Annotated in this window: 13 protein-coding genes; 10 read left to right on the top strand and 3 right to left on the bottom strand. The window is 29.4% G+C overall.

Annotation, left to right across the window (positions count from 1 at the left end):
• Positions 1-107 precede the first annotated feature (107 nt).
• The 9 genes from A2J15_RS04320 (at position 108) to A2J15_RS04280 (ending at position 12261) form a co-directional block, all read left to right on the top strand.
• Positions 108-4007 (top strand): autotransporter outer membrane beta-barrel domain-containing protein, encoded by a 3900-nt coding sequence (locus A2J15_RS04320; protein ID WP_116980493.1) that lies wholly within the window; start codon positions 108-110, stop codon positions 4005-4007.
• An 83-nt stretch (positions 4008-4090) separates the two neighbouring features.
• Positions 4091-4894, top strand: a complete 804-nt coding sequence (locus tag A2J15_RS04315) for an undecaprenyl-diphosphate phosphatase (RefSeq protein WP_066777323.1) — start codon at positions 4091-4093, stop codon at positions 4892-4894.
• 131 nt (positions 4895-5025) lie between these two features.
• Complete coding sequence (gene thrS, locus A2J15_RS04310; protein WP_066777325.1) at positions 5026-6834, top strand: threonine--tRNA ligase; 1809 nt, start codon at positions 5026-5028, stop codon at positions 6832-6834.
• Positions 6831-7349, top strand: coding sequence for a translation initiation factor IF-3 (gene infC / locus A2J15_RS04305; RefSeq protein WP_066777327.1), 519 nt, complete (start codon positions 6831-6833; stop codon positions 7347-7349). Before thrS ends, infC begins: the two co-directional genes overlap by 4 nt.
• Before the next feature lie 208 nt (positions 7350-7557).
• On the top strand, positions 7558-8646 hold the full coding sequence (locus tag A2J15_RS04300; RefSeq protein WP_066777333.1) for a DNA adenine methylase: 1089 nt from the start codon (positions 7558-7560) through the stop codon (positions 8644-8646).
• Between the two features lie 95 nt (positions 8647-8741).
• Positions 8742-9770, top strand: coding sequence for an N-acetyl-gamma-glutamyl-phosphate reductase (argC, locus tag A2J15_RS04295; RefSeq protein WP_066777336.1), 1029 nt, complete (start codon positions 8742-8744; stop codon positions 9768-9770).
• A gap of 9 nt (positions 9771-9779) precedes the next feature.
• Positions 9780-10226 (top strand): GNAT family N-acetyltransferase, encoded by a 447-nt coding sequence (locus A2J15_RS04290; protein WP_066777340.1) that lies wholly within the window; start codon positions 9780-9782, stop codon positions 10224-10226.
• Positions 10227-10235: 9 nt separating this feature from the next.
• Positions 10236-11075, top strand: a complete 840-nt coding sequence (gene argB, locus A2J15_RS04285) for an acetylglutamate kinase (RefSeq protein WP_066777343.1) — start codon at positions 10236-10238, stop codon at positions 11073-11075.
• Between the two features lie 4 nt (positions 11076-11079).
• Positions 11080-12261: an aspartate aminotransferase family protein gene (locus A2J15_RS04280; RefSeq protein ID WP_066777345.1), complete on the top strand. Its 1182-nt coding sequence runs from the start codon at positions 11080-11082 to the stop codon at positions 12259-12261.
• Positions 12262-12264: 3 nt separating this feature from the next.
• On the opposite strand, the gene A2J15_RS04275 is transcribed toward A2J15_RS04280, so the two are convergent.
• Positions 12265-12894: a protein-L-isoaspartate(D-aspartate) O-methyltransferase gene (locus A2J15_RS04275; RefSeq protein ID WP_066777348.1), complete on the bottom strand. Its 630-nt coding sequence runs from the start codon at positions 12892-12894 to the stop codon at positions 12265-12267.
• 91 nt (positions 12895-12985) lie between these two features.
• Between A2J15_RS04275 and A2J15_RS04270 the strand changes: the two genes are divergently transcribed.
• A complete protein-coding gene (locus tag A2J15_RS04270; protein ID WP_066777352.1) occupies positions 12986-13531 on the top strand; it encodes a gamma carbonic anhydrase family protein in 546 nt (181 codons plus the stop codon).
• Here A2J15_RS04270 and A2J15_RS04265 read toward each other — a convergent pair.
• Both A2J15_RS04265 and A2J15_RS04260 read right to left on the bottom strand, forming a co-directional pair.
• On the bottom strand, positions 13503-14879 hold the full coding sequence (locus A2J15_RS04265) for a nicotinate phosphoribosyltransferase (protein WP_116980492.1): 1377 nt from the start codon (positions 14877-14879) through the stop codon (positions 13503-13505). The genes A2J15_RS04270 and A2J15_RS04265 overlap by 29 nt on opposite strands.
• Positions 14866-15888 carry a ribonucleotide-diphosphate reductase subunit beta gene (locus A2J15_RS04260; RefSeq protein ID WP_066777356.1) on the bottom strand — a complete coding sequence of 341 codons (1023 nt, stop codon included), beginning with the start codon at positions 15886-15888 and terminating at the stop codon, positions 14866-14868. The genes A2J15_RS04265 and A2J15_RS04260 overlap by 14 nt, the downstream gene beginning before the upstream one ends.
• Positions 15889-15901: the final 13 nt, after the last annotated feature.

Below are 15901 nucleotides of genomic sequence, written 5' to 3'. Positions count from 1 at the left end.
TTATAATATTTTAGTTTTTACAATTTTTGTATTTTTTTAAAATAAAGGATAATATTTTATGAAAAAATTATATTTAAAGTCTAGTGTATACAACACGGGGGGGGGTAATGGCTTCTTCCAAAAAACTTATTTTATCTTTAGCTACTATTTCTTGTTTAAGCTCTTTAGCCTTAGCTCAAATTAGTGGACCACCTTACGCTATACCTTATACTCAAGGAAATAATTACTACTATACTCTTTTAGGATATTATCCAGGAACTCAAATTGAAGTAAATGGTAATGGAAGTACCAATAGCATCTTTTTAGGTAAATACGCTTATGTTCGTAGTAGCAATAATGGCGTAAAAACACTCTATGTTCATGCAACTACTGATGAAAAAATAGACATAAGAAAAATATTAAATAAAGGAATCATAGCTGGTTTTTTAAACATAGAAAATAAGGGCAGTTTTAATAATGGTTCTATTCATGTAGGTGATATAGACAATCAAGGTTATATTAAAAAAGTTTATATAGGTATATGGGGAGAAAATAATGGAAAGATACAATTAGATTCTTTTAAAAACTCAGGTATTATATATGCTTCAAATGGTGATGGTATTTTATTTGAAGGCAAAGATACACAAATAGGAAACTTCATTAATACAGGTATTATTGTAGGTAATCATAGTAATAGTTCTAATAATGCTAGTGTACTTATAGGAAGACCTGATAAAAACCATGGTAATACTACTATAGATCTTTTTTTAAATGAGGGTCTAATAGGAAGTAATATGGCTAAGTATGGGGTTAAGTTTGATAGTGGTAATGATAGCAATGGTGGCAATAACAATCGTCACAAAGCTACAGTCAAACATTTTATCAATACTGCTACCATACAAGCTAAAGACACTGCATTGCATTTAAGTAATACTACTATTACTGATTTCTTAAATATGGATACTATTAAAGCTGAAAATGGCAAAGCCATAGAAACTTTAAAACAAACAAGAATTACTAATTTTATTAATGCTGGGACTATAAAAAGTGAGAGTTCAAGTCAAGAAGCTATTAAGTTTGCACATTCAATTATTGATAATATTCTTAATACAGGAAATATAGAAGGTAAAAAACAAGCTATTATTTTTAATGGTTCAAATGTTAAAAACTTTATCAATAGTGGGACTATTAAGAGTACTAATAACGATCAAAGTAATGCTATAGAAGTAAATGGTAATAGAACTATTAACAATTTCATTAATAGTGGGACTATTTATGGTAATGATACTATTAGATTTAACAAAACAGCAAAAATTAATTATGTTTATAATACAAGTATTATATATGGTGGCAACACAAGTGTACATGTATATGGTGGCAATATTGATCATTTTGTCAATAAAGGCATCATTGCCAATGATAAAACTGTAAATTACGGTGCTGCTATAAAATTAGAAAATGGTGGAACCATAAAACATATAACCAATACAGGTCTTATAGCCTCCAAAAAAGCTGGCATCTCTGTAACTTATGGTAAGTTTGGTACCATTACTTTAGAAGAAGGTAGTATAGTTTATGGAGAACATTTTGGTGTTTGCATAGCACAGTGGCAAAATTTAGATGAACTTATTATAGTTGGAAGCTCTCAAATAGCTAGTGGAATTTATAGTAATCATTATGGAATTTTTTTAGGCACAGGATCTCAAGCTTCTAAAATAGAACTAAAAAATCAAGCTGTAGTTCAAGCAAAACAAAATGCGATTAAATTAGAAAATCAAGCTAATTTAAGCGGACTTAACATTGATAACTCAACAATAAAATCAGGACAAGAAGCTATTTTAAACGCAAAAGGTAAAATAGCAGATATAAATGTAAATAATGGAGCATTAATTCAATCATATTCTAATACAGCTATAAGTAATTTAGGAACTATCGATAAAATAACCATAAGTGGAACAAATACCAAAATTATAGGTGATATTCAAAACAAAGGCACTATAACATCTGGCATAACAATACAAAATGACGCTCAAATACAAGGACAATTAGTCAACGAAGGCACCATAAAAGCTGATGCTAATGGTAAAAGCAGAAAACGCCGCTCCCTTGATGAAAGCCAACAAAGTGATGAAGAAAGCAAAGCAGCTATTCTTATAAAAGAATCAGGACAAATCACTTCAACTAGTGGTAAAGCTGGCATAATAAACAAAGATAAAGGAAAAATAGAAGGTAATATCATAAGCAAAAGTTCAAATACCATTAGCCTAGAAAACCAAGGTAGTGTAACAGGAAATATATCTAACTCTGGAACAGGTAATTTAATGATAGAAAATAAAAACAATGGTAGCAATAGTGCCACCATCTCAGGTTCTATCATGAATACAAACTCAGGTAATGTAATACTTGATAATAGTGCTACTATAACTCAAGGCATCACAAATCAAGGAACAGGTAATTTAATGATAACTAACCAAAGTGGTGCTAGCATTGAAAATATTAGCAATGAAAGCTCAGGCGATGTAATGCTTAACAACACTGGTTCTATAACAAAAGGTATAACAAACTCTGGTAATGGTAATCTAAACCTAACCAACCAAGAAAATGCCACCATAAGTGGAGGTATAACAAACTCTGGCTCAGGCACCCTAATGCTTAATAACTTTGGCTCTATAGGAACAAATACTGATGGCTATAACATAAGCAATGAAGGAAGTGGTAGTGTTAATATCACTTCTTGGACTATACGTACAGGAAGTAATAATAAACTCCAAACCCTTACAGTAGGAGGAAAAAGTGCTAATTCTGTTATGGTTGGAAACCTTATAGTTGATCAAGGTAATCTTAATATGGATGAACTTAATGATATTAAAAATCTTGTTAAGGGAGTAAGTTTAAATAATATAAAAAAAATAAAAACTAATGGTGGTGGAGAAATGATATTAAACTATGATGCTTTAAGTGGAAAAATCTCTACAGACTTTAATCTTAATGCTTCTATTATAGGAGCAAGCTTTAGATCTTTAAATGCTTCTAGCATTAAAAGAAATGCTTTTGTAGATGGCTTAATGAATAATATGAATTTAAGTTTAACTTTTAATCCTAATCATTTTAATCTTAATACTAATCTTACTTTTAATGAAGATAATTTATATGCTAGTATTAATGATTATATACAAAGTGATATACAAACTTATACTCATGATAATATTAAAGAACATGCCTTAGTTATACTACCTTATTTTTCTTCTCAAAGTGTAGAACTTTCTTTAAATGAAAAAAGTAAAGGACATATTAAAGGTAATATACTTGCTTATTCTACCTTAAAAGAAAGTGGAACTTATAGTTTTTATGCAGGTTATGAAGATACTAAGATGAACTCTTATTATTTTGATGTAAAAAACCGTACTTATTATACAGGTATAAAATATTTTAATACCTTATTTTATACAGACAATAATCAAGAAGTCTATATTAAAGCTCAAGCTAAAGCAGCTTTTATTAAAAATGAGTTCTTAAAGAAAATAGCCAATAATGAAGCTAGTGCTAATCCTAATGCTTATACTTATGGAGGAGGTATAGATTTAGGAATGAATTTTATCTTAGGATCTCATATGCTTACTCCTCAAATAGGTTTAGGTTATGAAGGATCTTATATGCAAGCTTATAGTATAAAAGATATTAAAGGTAGGGCTAGTGTACAAAAAGGAGAAAGAATATATAAAAATATCAATAATCTTTTTTCTACTAAGGCTAGCTTTGCTTATTTTAAAGACTGGTTACCTTATTTAAAGACTTCTATAGAATTAGGAGCTAAACTTTATATGAATACTACTATACATACTAAAGCACGCTTTGGTACTATTAAAGTAGAAGATGAAATAAACTTAGCAAGAATACAAAGATTTGCAAATGCTTCTTTAATACTGCCTTTAAATCAAAGCTTTATTATGAGTATGAATTATAATGCTCAAAATAGTAAAGATGCTACTACTCATACTGCTTATGCTCAATTTAGTTATTTGTGGTAGGGTGTTTTTGGAGGGAAATATTATTTAAGATTTTTAATTCATTTTGTTATAATTTTATCTTATTGTTTTAAAAGGATAGCAAAATGGAAAATTTTTATGCTTTTATACTAGGAATCATTGAAGGTTTGACTGAATTTTTACCTGTTTCTTCAACAGGACATATGATTTTGGGTACGACTATTTTAGGTATTAATATCAATGAATTTTGGAAAAGTTTTTTAATTATCATTCAATTAGGTTCTATTTTAGCCGTACTTTTTGTATTTTGGCGTAGACTTTTTCAAGGAATTGATATTTGGTTTAAGCTTGCTATAGGTTTTTTTCCTACAGGAGTGATAGGACTTTTTGTGGCAAAATATCTAAGCGTTTTATTTAATGGTTGGGTTGTTGTGTTTATGTTGATTTTTGGTGGTGTGATTTTTATATTTATTGAGCTTGTATATAAAAAGAGGTATTATCGTGTTGATTGTTTGGAAAAAATTACTTTTAAACAAGCTTTTTGTGTAGGACTTTTTCAGTCTTTGGCTATGATTCCTGGAACTTCAAGAAGCGGGGCAAGCATTATAGGAGGACTTTTGCTTGGTTTAAATAGAAAAACTGCTACAGAATTTAGTTTTTTATTAGCTATTCCAACTATGATCATTGCTACAGTTTATAGTATTTATAAAGAGCCTCAAATTCTTAGCAATGCAAATTCTTTGATTCCTTTAAGTATAGGTTTTGTTACGGCTTTTGTGGTAGCAGTTTTTGTGATTAAATTCTTTTTGAAATTTATTTCTCGTTTTGATTTTATCCCTTTTGGGATTTATCGTATAGTTTTAGGAATAGTGTTTTTTTATTTGTATTATAGTGAGGTTTTAAGTGCTGGAAATGAATTTAACTTATAAATAAATATTAAATTTATTCTAATATTTTTTTAAAAATAAACTGAAATTCAAAAATAATTAAGTCTTAGAAAGTTAAAATTAGGACTTTATAAACACTCACAGAGTAAGTGAGCAAATAAGGGTTTAAATATATGGAAAAAGAAATTATTGCATATTTAGATAAAGGGAAAATAATTGATTCTCAAAGTTTTAATGGTGCAAATTTAAAAGCAATTTATTTTGATAATTCAAAAGAAAGTTTAGAACTTATTCGTCATTCTTGTGCACATTTAATGGCACAAGCCATTAAAAGTTTGTATCCTGAGGCTAAATTTTTTGTAGGACCTGTGATAGAAGATGGATTTTATTATGATTTTCGTGTAGCAAGTAATATCGGTGAAGAAGATTTAGCAAAGATTGAAAAAAAGATGAAAGAGCTTGCTGAGAAAAAACTTGAAATTGTAAAATATGAAATTACAAAAAAAGAAGCTTTGGAAAAATTTAAAGATGATGATTTAAAACAAGAACTTTTATCACGTATCCCTGAGGATAAGGTAAGCATTTATTCTCAAGGTGAATTTGAGGATTTGTGTAGGGGTCCTCATGTGCCAAATACTAAGTTTTTAAGGTTTTTTAAGCTTACTCGTGTGGCAGGAGCGTATTTGGGTGGTGATGAAAAAAAAGAAATGTTAACTCGAATTTATGGTACAGCTTTTGCAGATAAAGAAAGTTTAAAAGAGCACTTAGCTATTATAGAAGAAGCTAAAAAACGTGATCATAGAAAACTTGGAATGGAGCTTAAGCTTTTTACTTTTGATGATGAAATAGGAGGCGGTCTTCCTATTTGGTTGAGTAATGGGGCAAGATTAAGATCTAAGCTTGAACATATGCTTTATAAAATTCATCGTTTGCGTGCTTATGAGCCTGTACGTGGACCTGAGCTTTTAAAAGCAGATGCATGGAAGATTAGTGGGCATTATACTAATTATAAAGAAAATATGTATTTTACACAAATTGATGATCAAGAATATGGCATTAAGCCTATGAATTGTGTGGGGCATATTAAAATTTATCAAAGTGATATAAGAAGTTATCGTGATTTGCCTTTAAAATTTTTTGAGTATGGAGTAGTGCATAGACATGAAAAAAGTGGTGTGCTTCATGGACTTTTTAGGGTAAGAGAATTTACTCAAGATGATGCACATATTTTTTGTATGCCAGAACAAATTAAAGAACAAGTTTTAGAAATTTTAAATTTTGTGGATAATTTGATGAAATTATTCGATTTTACTTATGAAATGGAAATTTCAACAAAACCAGCTAAGGCTATAGGCGATGATGCTATTTGGGACATGGCAACTCATGCTTTAAAACAAGCTTTAGAAGAGCAGGGTTTAAAATACGGTATTGATGAAGGTGGTGGGGCATTTTATGGTCCAAAAATCGATATTAAAATTACTGATGCTTTAAAAAGAAAATGGCAGTGTGGTACTATACAAGTAGATTTTAACCTTCCTAATCGTTTTGGACTTGAATATATAGATACTAATAATGAAAGAAAACAACCTGTAATGATCCATAGAGCAATTTTAGGATCTTTTGAAAGATTTATAGGAATTTTAACTGAGCATTGCGCAGGAGAATTTCCATTTTTTATTGCTCCTATTGCAGTAGGTATTATCCCTATTTGTGATTCTCATCTTTCTTATGCTAAAGAAATTCAAAAATTATTGTTAAAATTCGATATTGATAGTGAGGTATATGAGAAAAATGAGAGTTTAAGTAAAAAAATTCGTAATTTTGAAAAGCAAAAACTGCCTATGATACTAGTCTTAGGTGATGATGAAGTATCAAAACGTAGTGTTGCTTTAAGAGATAGAAGAGCTAAGGAGCAAAAAAATCTTAGTTTGGATGAATTTATTAATCTAGTCAAAGACAAAATGAGTGAGGTGCATTTTTGAGTAAAGAAAAAGAAGTATTGCTTAATGAAGAAATAAGAGCAGAGCAAGTTAGATGTGTAGGTGATGATGGTAAGCTTTATGGCATTATCAGTAGTGATGAGGCTTTAGAAATTGCAAATCGTTTAGGACTTGATCTTGTAATGATAGCTGCTGATGCTAAACCCCCAGTTTGCAAGATCATGGACTATGGAAAATTCCGTTATCAACAAGAGAAAAAACAAAAAGAAGCAAAGAAAAAACAAAAAGTTATTGATATAAAAGAAATTAAACTTTCTATAAAAATTGCTCAAAATGATATCAATTATAAGGTAAAGCATGCTTTAGAATTTTTATCACAGGGTAAGCATGTGAAATTTCGTGTGTTTTTAAAAGGTCGCGAAATGGCAAGTCCTGAAGCTGGTGTACTTTTACTTGAAAAAATTTGGACCATGATAGAAAATCAAGCCAGTCGTGATAAAGAGCCAAATTTTGAAGGACGCTATGTTAATATGCTTGTTGTTCCAAAAAAAGCTTAATAAAATTTTTGATATTAAAGTATACATGATTAAAAATTTATTAGAGTATAAATTGATATAAAAATAGTAAGTTGATGTAAAAATAAATTAAAATATAATTTAAAATCACTTGGTGTGTAATCAATGTGTTTTTAAAGACTAAGATAATTCGTGTTTTAAAAAGTATAAATTATTTTAATATATCTTGTAGATTTTAATGGAAAATATTGTGAAAGAAAATCCTTCTTTTTTAAAAGAACAAATTATAACTTATTTAGGAAATAAGCGTTCTTTGCTTGATTTTTTAAATCAAGGTTTTTTAATCGCAAAAGAACAATTAAAAAAAGATAAATTTTCTTTTTGTGATGTCTTTAGTGGTTCAGGTGTGGTTAGTCGCTTTGCTAAAGCACATGCAAGTTTTATTATTAGTAATGATTTAGAAGATTATTCAAGACTTATTAATCAGTGTTATCTTACTAATCAAAATAAAATTTTAATACAAAATTTAAAAAAATACTATAAAAAGCTTACATATAATTTAGAATTGCAAAAAGGTTTTATCAGTGAGCTTTATGCTCCAAAAGATGATGAGAATATTAAAGCAAATGAAAGGGTTTTTTATACTTTGAAAAATGCTTTATATCTTGATACGATAAGACAAAAAATCGATAAAGAAATTCCTGAAGAATTAAGACATTTTTTTATAGCTCCTTTGATTTATGAAGCTAGTGTACATTCAAATACTAGTGGGGTTTTTAAGGGTTTTTATAAGGGTAGAAATGGCATAGGTAAATTTGGAGGAGAAGCACAAAATGCTTTAAAGCGTATCAAAGGGGATATCGAGCTTAAAATGCCTATTTTTTCAAATTTTTCTTGTAAGTTTGAAGTGTTTCAAAAAGATGCAAATTTACTTGCAAAAGAACTTGAGAGCATTGATATAGCTTATCTTGATCCTCCTTATAATCAACATCCTTATAGTTCTAATTATTTTATGCTTAATTTACTTGCAAATTACAAAAAACCAAAAATCATTTCTAAGATAAGTGGCATACCAAGGGATTGGAATCGTAGTACTTTTAATAAAATTAAATTTGCTGAAGATGCTTTGTTTGAGCTTATTAGCGATTTAAAGGCTAGGGTGATTTTACTTTCTTATAATTGTGAAGGCTTTATTAAAAAAGAAAATTTTTTAAAGCGTTTGCAAAAATTAGGAAAATGTCAAATTTTAGAGCAAAAATACCCTACTTTTAAAGCTTCTCGCAATCTTAAAAATCGTGATATTCATATCCATGAACAACTTTATGTTTTAATTAAATAATTTTTTTAAAAAATATATTTTTATTTAAGCACTTTGCAAACAAAATTGATTAAAATTATGTTTTAGTGTTAAATTAGGATTTTTAAAGATATATTATGAAAATACGAGTTGGAATTTTAGGATCAAGTGGTTATGTAGGAAGTGAACTTGTACGTATTTTGCTTCATCATCCTAGGGTTGAAATTGTTTATTTAGGATCAAATTCTCATATAGGAAAAAACTATCAAGATCTTTATCCTCATATACCTTTAAATTTATGTTTTGAAAATAAGGCTTTAAATGAACTTAATCTTGATCTTTTGTTTTTAGCTACTCCTCATCAAATGAGTGCTAAGTTGCTAAATCAAGCTATCTTACAAAAGATGAAAATTATTGATTTAAGTGCTGATTTTCGTCTTAAAAATCCTAAAGACTATGAACTTTGGTATGAATTTATTCATCCTAATACACAACTTTTACAAAATGCAGTTTATGGGCTTTGTGAACTTTATAAACAAGCCATAAAAAAAGCTGATTTGATTGCAAATCCAGGGTGTTATACGACTTGTTCTATACTGAGTCTTTATCCTTTATTTAAAGAAAAAATCATTGATTTACACTCTGTAAGTATTGATGCAAAAAGCGGGGTAAGTGGGGCAGGAAAAAATCTAACAGTAAATAATCTTTTTTGCGAAGTCAATGAAAATATTAAGGCTTATGCTTTAAGTTCGCATCGTCATACTCCTGAAATTGAAGAACATTTAAGTTATGCAGCAGGACAAAAAATTACTTTACAATTTACCCCTCATCTTATACCTATGCAAAGAGGAATTTTAATCAGTGCTTATGCGAATTTAAAGAGCAATTTAAAAGAGCAAGATTTACGTGATATTTATACTAAATACTATCAAAATACTAAATTCATAAGGCTTTTACCGCCGCAGTCGTTTCCACAGACTCGGTGGGTTAAATCAAGCAATTTTGTGGATATTAATTTTAGCATAGATCAACGTACTAATCGTATTGTAGTACTTGGTGCTATTGATAATTTAATCAAAGGTGCAGCAGGTCAAGCTGTTCAAAATATGAATTTAATGTTTGATTTTGAAGAAGATGAAGGACTTAAATTCTTTGCAAATTTGTAAAGGATAAAAATGCTAATTCGAGCAATGCAAAAAAGTGATTATCAAGCCGTTTGTGAGCTTTGGTGTCAAATAAAGGGTTTTGGAATCAGAAGTATAGATGATAGTAAAGAAAATATAGAAAGATTTTTAGATAGAAATCCTAATCTTAGTGCTGTAGCACTTATGCATAAAAAGATTATAGGTACTATACTTTGTGGGCATGATGGACGCACAGGAGGATTTTATCATGTTTGTGTGCATCAAGATCATAGAAAAAAAGGTGTGGCACATAAGATGACGCAATTTTGTCTTGAGGCTTTAAAAACAGATAAAATCAATCAAATCGCTCTTATTGCTTTTAAAAACAATGATTTGGGTAATGAATTTTGGAAGCATTATGGTTTTACTTTAAGAGAAGATGCTAATTATTACAATCTTAGCTTAAATGCATACAATCAAACCAGTTTTAATCTTTAGGAGTTTATTATGTATGAGTATTTAGAAAAAGCCCATGTTTTGATTGAAGCTTTACCTTATATACGTAAATTTTCTTCTAAAATTGTTGTGATTAAATATGGTGGATCAGCAATGGAAAATGAAGAATTAAAACATTGTGTTATGCAAGATATAGCTCTTTTAAAGCTTGTAGGTTTAAAACCTGTTATTATACATGGTGGAGGTAGAGATATTTCTAATATGTGTGAAAAACTTGGGGTTAAAACTCAGTTTAAAAATGGGCTTAGAATTAGTGATGAAAATACAACTCAAATAGCTAGCATGGTGTTAAATCATATTAATAAAAACTTAGTTCATAGTTTGCAAAATTTAGGGGTTAAAGCCATAGGACTTTGTGGTAAAGATGGAGCCCTTTTAAAATGTGTAAAAGAAGATGAAAATTTGGCTTTTGTAGGAAAGATAGAAGAGGTTAATTCTAGCATTTTAGAAGAACTTTTAGAGAAAGATTTTTTACCTATTATTGCACCCATTGGAATGGATGAAGGTTTTAATACTTATAATATCAATGCAGATGATGCAGCTTGTGCCATTGCTAAGGCTTTAAAAGCAGAAAAGCTTGTTTTTTTAACTGATACTGCAGGAGTTTATGAAGATTTTGAGGATGAAAATTCTTTAATTTCTAAGCTTTCTATAGAACAAGCTAGAATTTTGGTACAAAAAATTCAAGGAGGTATGCATGTGAAGTTAAAATCTTGCATTGACGCTTGTGAAAATGGTGTTAAAAAAGTCCATATTTTAAATGGATGTGTGAAACATTCTTTATTGCTTGAGTTTTTTACCGATGAGGGTGTGGGTACTTTACTAGGTTAAAAGTATGGATTATAAAGAAGAAAAACATATTATACCTACATATAAACGTTTTGATATAGTTTTACAAAGCGGAGCAGGAGTTTATCTTTTTGATCATCAGGGTAAAAAATATTTAGATTTTGCAAGCGGTATAGGCGTTTGTGCTTTAGGATATAATCATGCTAAATTTAATGCTAAGATTAAAATTCAAATAGATAAAATTTTACATACTAGCAATTTATATTATAATCAAAATATTGCTAAAGCAGCTAAAAACTTAGCTAAGGCTAGTGGTTTAAAGCAAGTATTTTTTACCAACTCAGGTGCAGAAAGCATAGAAGGGGCTATGAAAGTAGCTAGAAAATATGCTTTTAATAAAGGCAATAAAGCGGGTAATTTTATCGCATTTAAAAACTCTTTTCATGGTCGTACTTTAGGGGCTTTATCTTTAACGGCTAATCAAAAATATCAAAAGCCTTTTAAGCCTTTAATTTCTGGGGTTAAATTAGCAAAATATAATGATATATTAAGTGTAGAAAAATTAATCAATGAAAAAACTTGTGCCATAGTTTTAGAAAGCGTTCAAGGAGAAGGTGGGATCAAACCTGCAAATAAAGACTTTTATCAAGCTTTAAGAAAACTTTGTGATGAAAAAGATATTTTGTTGATTGCTGATGAAATTCAATGCGGTATGGGTAGGAGTGGAAAATTTTTTGCTTATGAGCATGCACAGATTTTACCTGATATCATGACTTCGGCTAAGGCTTTAGCTTGTGGGCTTAGTGTGGGGGCTTTTGTGATAAATGATAAGCTAGCGCAAAATTCTTTGCAAATAGGCGATCATGGCAGTACTTATGGAGGAAATCCTTTAGTTTGTGCAGGGATTAATGCGGTTTTTGAAATTTTTAAAGAAGAAAAAATTTTAGAACATGTTTGTGAACTTACACCTTATTTAGAGCAGAATTTGCAAGGTTTAATAAAAGATTTTAGTTTTTGTAAAGAATTAAAAGGTTTAGGTTTTATGCAAGGACTTAGTCTTGATAAAAGTATTAAGGTGGGTGAAGTGATTAAAAAATGTCAAGAAAATTCACTTTTGCTTATTGCTTGTGGGGAGAATGATTTAAGGTTTTTACCACCTTTAATCATTGAAAAAAAGCATATTGATCAAATGTGTGAAAGATTAAGAATAAGTCTTAAAAAATTTTAAGACTTATTCTTTACCGTCGATTATAGGCACAAACAAGCATTCTTCTAAGATTTCTTTTTGTAAATTGCTTCCATTTTTGCTAATTCTTGTGATGAATTGTTTATCTTTGTGTAAGATAGGAGCAACTAAAATTCCATTATCGCTTAATTGATCAAGCAAAATTTCAGGAATTTGCGTGGTATAAGCAGAAAATAAAATCCTATCATAAGGGGCATAATTTTTCCAGCCATTTTGTCCATCATCAAATTTGACATTGATATTTAAAAGTTCTAATTCTCTAAAAGTTTGAGCAGCTTTTTTAGCTAAATTTTCTATGCGTTCTATGGTAAAAACACGTCTTATGACCTTGCTTAAAATGGCTGCTTGATAGCCACTTCCACAACCTATTTCTAAAATACTATCAGCGTCTTTAAAATTTAAAGTCATAGTCATTTTAGCTACTGTTAAAGGTGAGCTAATCCATTGAGAATTAGCTAAAGGTAGGGCATCAAGACGATAAGCATGGGTTTTTAAAGGAGAAAAAATTTCACGTGGAATTTGGCAAAAAGCATTAAAAAGTTCTTCATTGATAAAAATTTTTTGTGAAATTTCTTCAGCCATATTTTGGCAGCGTTTTTGCTCAAAGGCATTCATTGTTTCTCCTGTTAAATTTTAAAGAAAAATTGTAGCTAAAAAAGTTAAAATAGAGTTAAACTTGGTTATACTTTAAATAAAAAGGAAAAAAATGCTTATAAAATTTAAAAATCATATTCCAAAATTAGGTCAAAATGTTTTTGTTGCTGATGGGGCTAAAATTATAGGGGAAGTGCAAATAGGAGATGAAAGCAGTGTCTGGTTTAATTGTGTTTTAAGGGCTGATGTTAATTTTATAAAAATTGGTGCAAGGACTAATATTCAAGATTTAAGTACTATTCATGTTTGGCATAGAGAATTTAATGAAGATGGTAGTTTAAAACAAGCTGGTTTTCCTACTATTATCGGAGATGATGTGACTATAGGACACAATTGTGTTATCCATGCTTGCACTATAAAAGATCGTGTTTTAGTGGGTATGAATGCAGTTATAATGGATGAGGCTTTTATAGAAGAAGATAGCATTGTGGGGGCTGGGAGTGTTGTAACAAAGGGTAAAAAATTTCCTAAAGCTTCTTTAATTCTTGGAAATCCTGCAAGATTAATACGTACATTAACACCAAAAGAAATAGAATTTTTAAAGCAATCAGCTTTAAATTATGTCGAGTTTAAAAATGAGTTTTTAAAAGATCATTAGTAATATTTTGAAGTTTTGGCGAGAGCTTAACTTCAAATTTGCTAAATTGATTAAGATTTAAAAATTTTTCATCTAATTTAGCAATTTGTTCTTTGGCATAGTTTTGAATGACTTTTAAAGAAGGTTTTTCAATGAGTCTTTTTTCTTTATAAACAAGTTTTAGAAGTTCTTTGTATTCTAGATTTTCATTGAAATTAGGTTTTTCATCAAAAACATAAAGCTCATCAAAGAGTATTTTTTTTGTTTTTTTATCATAAATTCTAAAAACTTTTTTAAAATGAGGTATGGTTGATTTTTCGCTATTTTCGCTGATTTTAATTTTGGGTTTGATTTTTCCTTCTTCTTCTAAAGCTACAAGTTTGTAAACACAACTAAAAATAGGATCACTTGAAGCTGTGATTAGTTTTTCGCCTACACCAAAAATATCAATAGGTGCTTGCTGTTTTTTTAAATTTTGTATAGTTTTTTCATCTAAAGCATTAGAAGCTATGATTTTACACTCATGAAGTTGTGCTTGATCAAGTTCTTGTCTGATTTTAAAACTTAAATCTAACAAATTTCCTGAATCAATTCTTATTCCACCGTTGTTAATGCCTGCTTCTTTAAAAACTTTAATAGCGTTTTTAAGACCACTTTTTAAACAATCATAAGTATCGATTAATAAAACAGGTTCTTTAGGATAAATTTTAATATAAGCTCTAAAGGCTTCAAGTTCACTTTCAAACATTTGCACCCAAGAATGTGCCATAGTCCCACTTATGGGGATATTATAAATTTTTCCTGCTAAGGTACAAGCACTTTTAAAACATCCCCCTATAAAAGCTGCTCGAGAGCCTTTTAGTGCTGCTTCGCTTCCTTGTGCTCTGCGTGATCCAAATTCTAAAATTTTACTTTGTTGTGCTGCGCGTACCATGCGGTTTGCTTTTGTTGCGATTAAACTTTGATGATTTAAGGTTAAAAGTAAAAAAGTCTCTAAGAGTTGAGCTTGTATGGCACTAGCTTTGACGCAAAGTAAGGGTTCATTAGGAAAAATCACTTCACCTTCACGCATGGCATAGATTTCACCTTCAAATTTGAAATTACTAAGAAATTTTAAAAATTCTTCATTAAAAATTTCTTGTTTTCTTAAAAAATTGATATCTTCCTTACTAAAACTTAAATTTTCTATATAATCTAAAACATCTTCAAGCCCTGCAAAAATAGCAAAGCATCCTGAATCTGGAATTTTTCTAAAAAAAATTTCAAAATAACAAATTTGATCTTTTTTGTTATTTTTAAAATAGCCTTGAGACATTGTAAATTCATAAAAATCACAAAGCAAGGCTAAAGAATTTTTAGAAATCATCAAAACTTATACTGCCTTTAGAATAGTTTGTTACTTTGCTTTCAAAAAAATTGCTTTTTTGATCGTTAAATTTAGAAAAATCATCCACCCATTTAATAGGATGTTTGGCATTATATAATCTATCAAGATTGATAGCACTAAGTCTTTGATCTACAAGATAATGAATGTATTCTTCAATAATATCATCAGTAAAGCCCATGATTTGATTTTGAGTGATATATTTACCCCATTTAATTTCTAATTCTCCAGCTTTTTTAAACATATCATAAATTTTGTTAATATTTTCATCATGAAATAAATCAGGTCTTTCTTTGCGTACTGAATTAATCATATTTTGAAAAAGCAAAAGATGCGTGATTTCATCTCTTTGGATAAAGCGGATCATTTGAGCAGATCCTAGCATTTTTCCAGCTCTAGCAAGAGCATAAATAGCAGTAAATCCACTATAAAAATATACTCCTTCTAAAATTTGATTTGCTACCATGGCTAAAAGCAGTTTATTATCATCGACATCACCTGCTAGTTCTTCGTAAATACTTGAAATAAAATCATTTTTTTCACGTAAGGTTTCATCATGCTTTTCCATTTCATAAATTAAATCTGTGTTTTCGCAAATAGCTTCTACCATTACAGCATAAGATTTAGAATGATTAGCTTCTTCATAGGCTTGACGTGCTAAAACAGCATTGATTTCAGGAGCAGTGATATAAGGGTTTATATTATCAGCTAAATTATTAGTTTGAAAACTATCCATGGAGATAAGTTGAGACCAAACAAGATCATACATTCTTTTTTCATCTACAGTAAGATTGCAACGATAATCTAGAGCATCCTTAGTTGTGTCTACTTCTTTGGGAAACCAAGTATTTGCTTCCATTAAATCCCATAATTTTAAAGCCCAAGTGTATTTTGCTTTAGTAAAATTTAAAATTCCATGAGGATTACCATTAAATATTTTACGATCTCCTAAATTCTCGCTTGAACTTGGATTATAAATTCTTTTTCTTTGCATTTTTACCTTTCTT

Source organism: Campylobacter hepaticus (assembly GCF_001687475.2).
GTDB classification, from domain to species: domain Bacteria; phylum Campylobacterota; class Campylobacteria; order Campylobacterales; family Campylobacteraceae; genus Campylobacter_D; species Campylobacter_D hepaticus.
The sequence above is the reverse complement of the archived record's forward strand: the minus strand, read 5'-3'. Positions and strand labels throughout refer to the sequence as shown.

What these genes read in the sequence shown, in the direction of transcription:
- A2J15_RS04260 (WP_066777356.1), bottom strand. Translation starts at nt 15,888, where the DNA reads ATGCAAAGAAAAAGAATTTATAATCCAAGTTCAAGCGAGAATTTAGGA.
- A2J15_RS04320 (WP_116980493.1), top strand. Translation starts at nt 108, where the DNA reads ATGGCTTCTTCCAAAAAACTTATTTTATCTTTAGCTACTATTTCTTGT.
- argC (WP_066777336.1), top strand. Translation starts at nt 8,742, where the DNA reads ATGAAAATACGAGTTGGAATTTTAGGATCAAGTGGTTATGTAGGAAGT.
- thrS (WP_066777325.1), top strand. Translation starts at nt 5,026, where the DNA reads ATGGAAAAAGAAATTATTGCATATTTAGATAAAGGGAAAATAATTGAT.
- A2J15_RS04275 (WP_066777348.1), bottom strand. Translation starts at nt 12,894, where the DNA reads ATGAATGCCTTTGAGCAAAAACGCTGCCAAAATATGGCTGAAGAAATT.
- A2J15_RS04280 (WP_066777345.1), top strand. Translation starts at nt 11,080, where the DNA reads ATGGATTATAAAGAAGAAAAACATATTATACCTACATATAAACGTTTT.
- A2J15_RS04315 (WP_066777323.1), top strand. Translation starts at nt 4,091, where the DNA reads ATGGAAAATTTTTATGCTTTTATACTAGGAATCATTGAAGGTTTGACT.
- A2J15_RS04270 (WP_066777352.1), top strand. Translation starts at nt 12,986, where the DNA reads ATGCTTATAAAATTTAAAAATCATATTCCAAAATTAGGTCAAAATGTT.
- argB (WP_066777343.1), top strand. Translation starts at nt 10,236, where the DNA reads ATGTATGAGTATTTAGAAAAAGCCCATGTTTTGATTGAAGCTTTACCT.
- A2J15_RS04290 (WP_066777340.1), top strand. Translation starts at nt 9,780, where the DNA reads ATGCTAATTCGAGCAATGCAAAAAAGTGATTATCAAGCCGTTTGTGAG.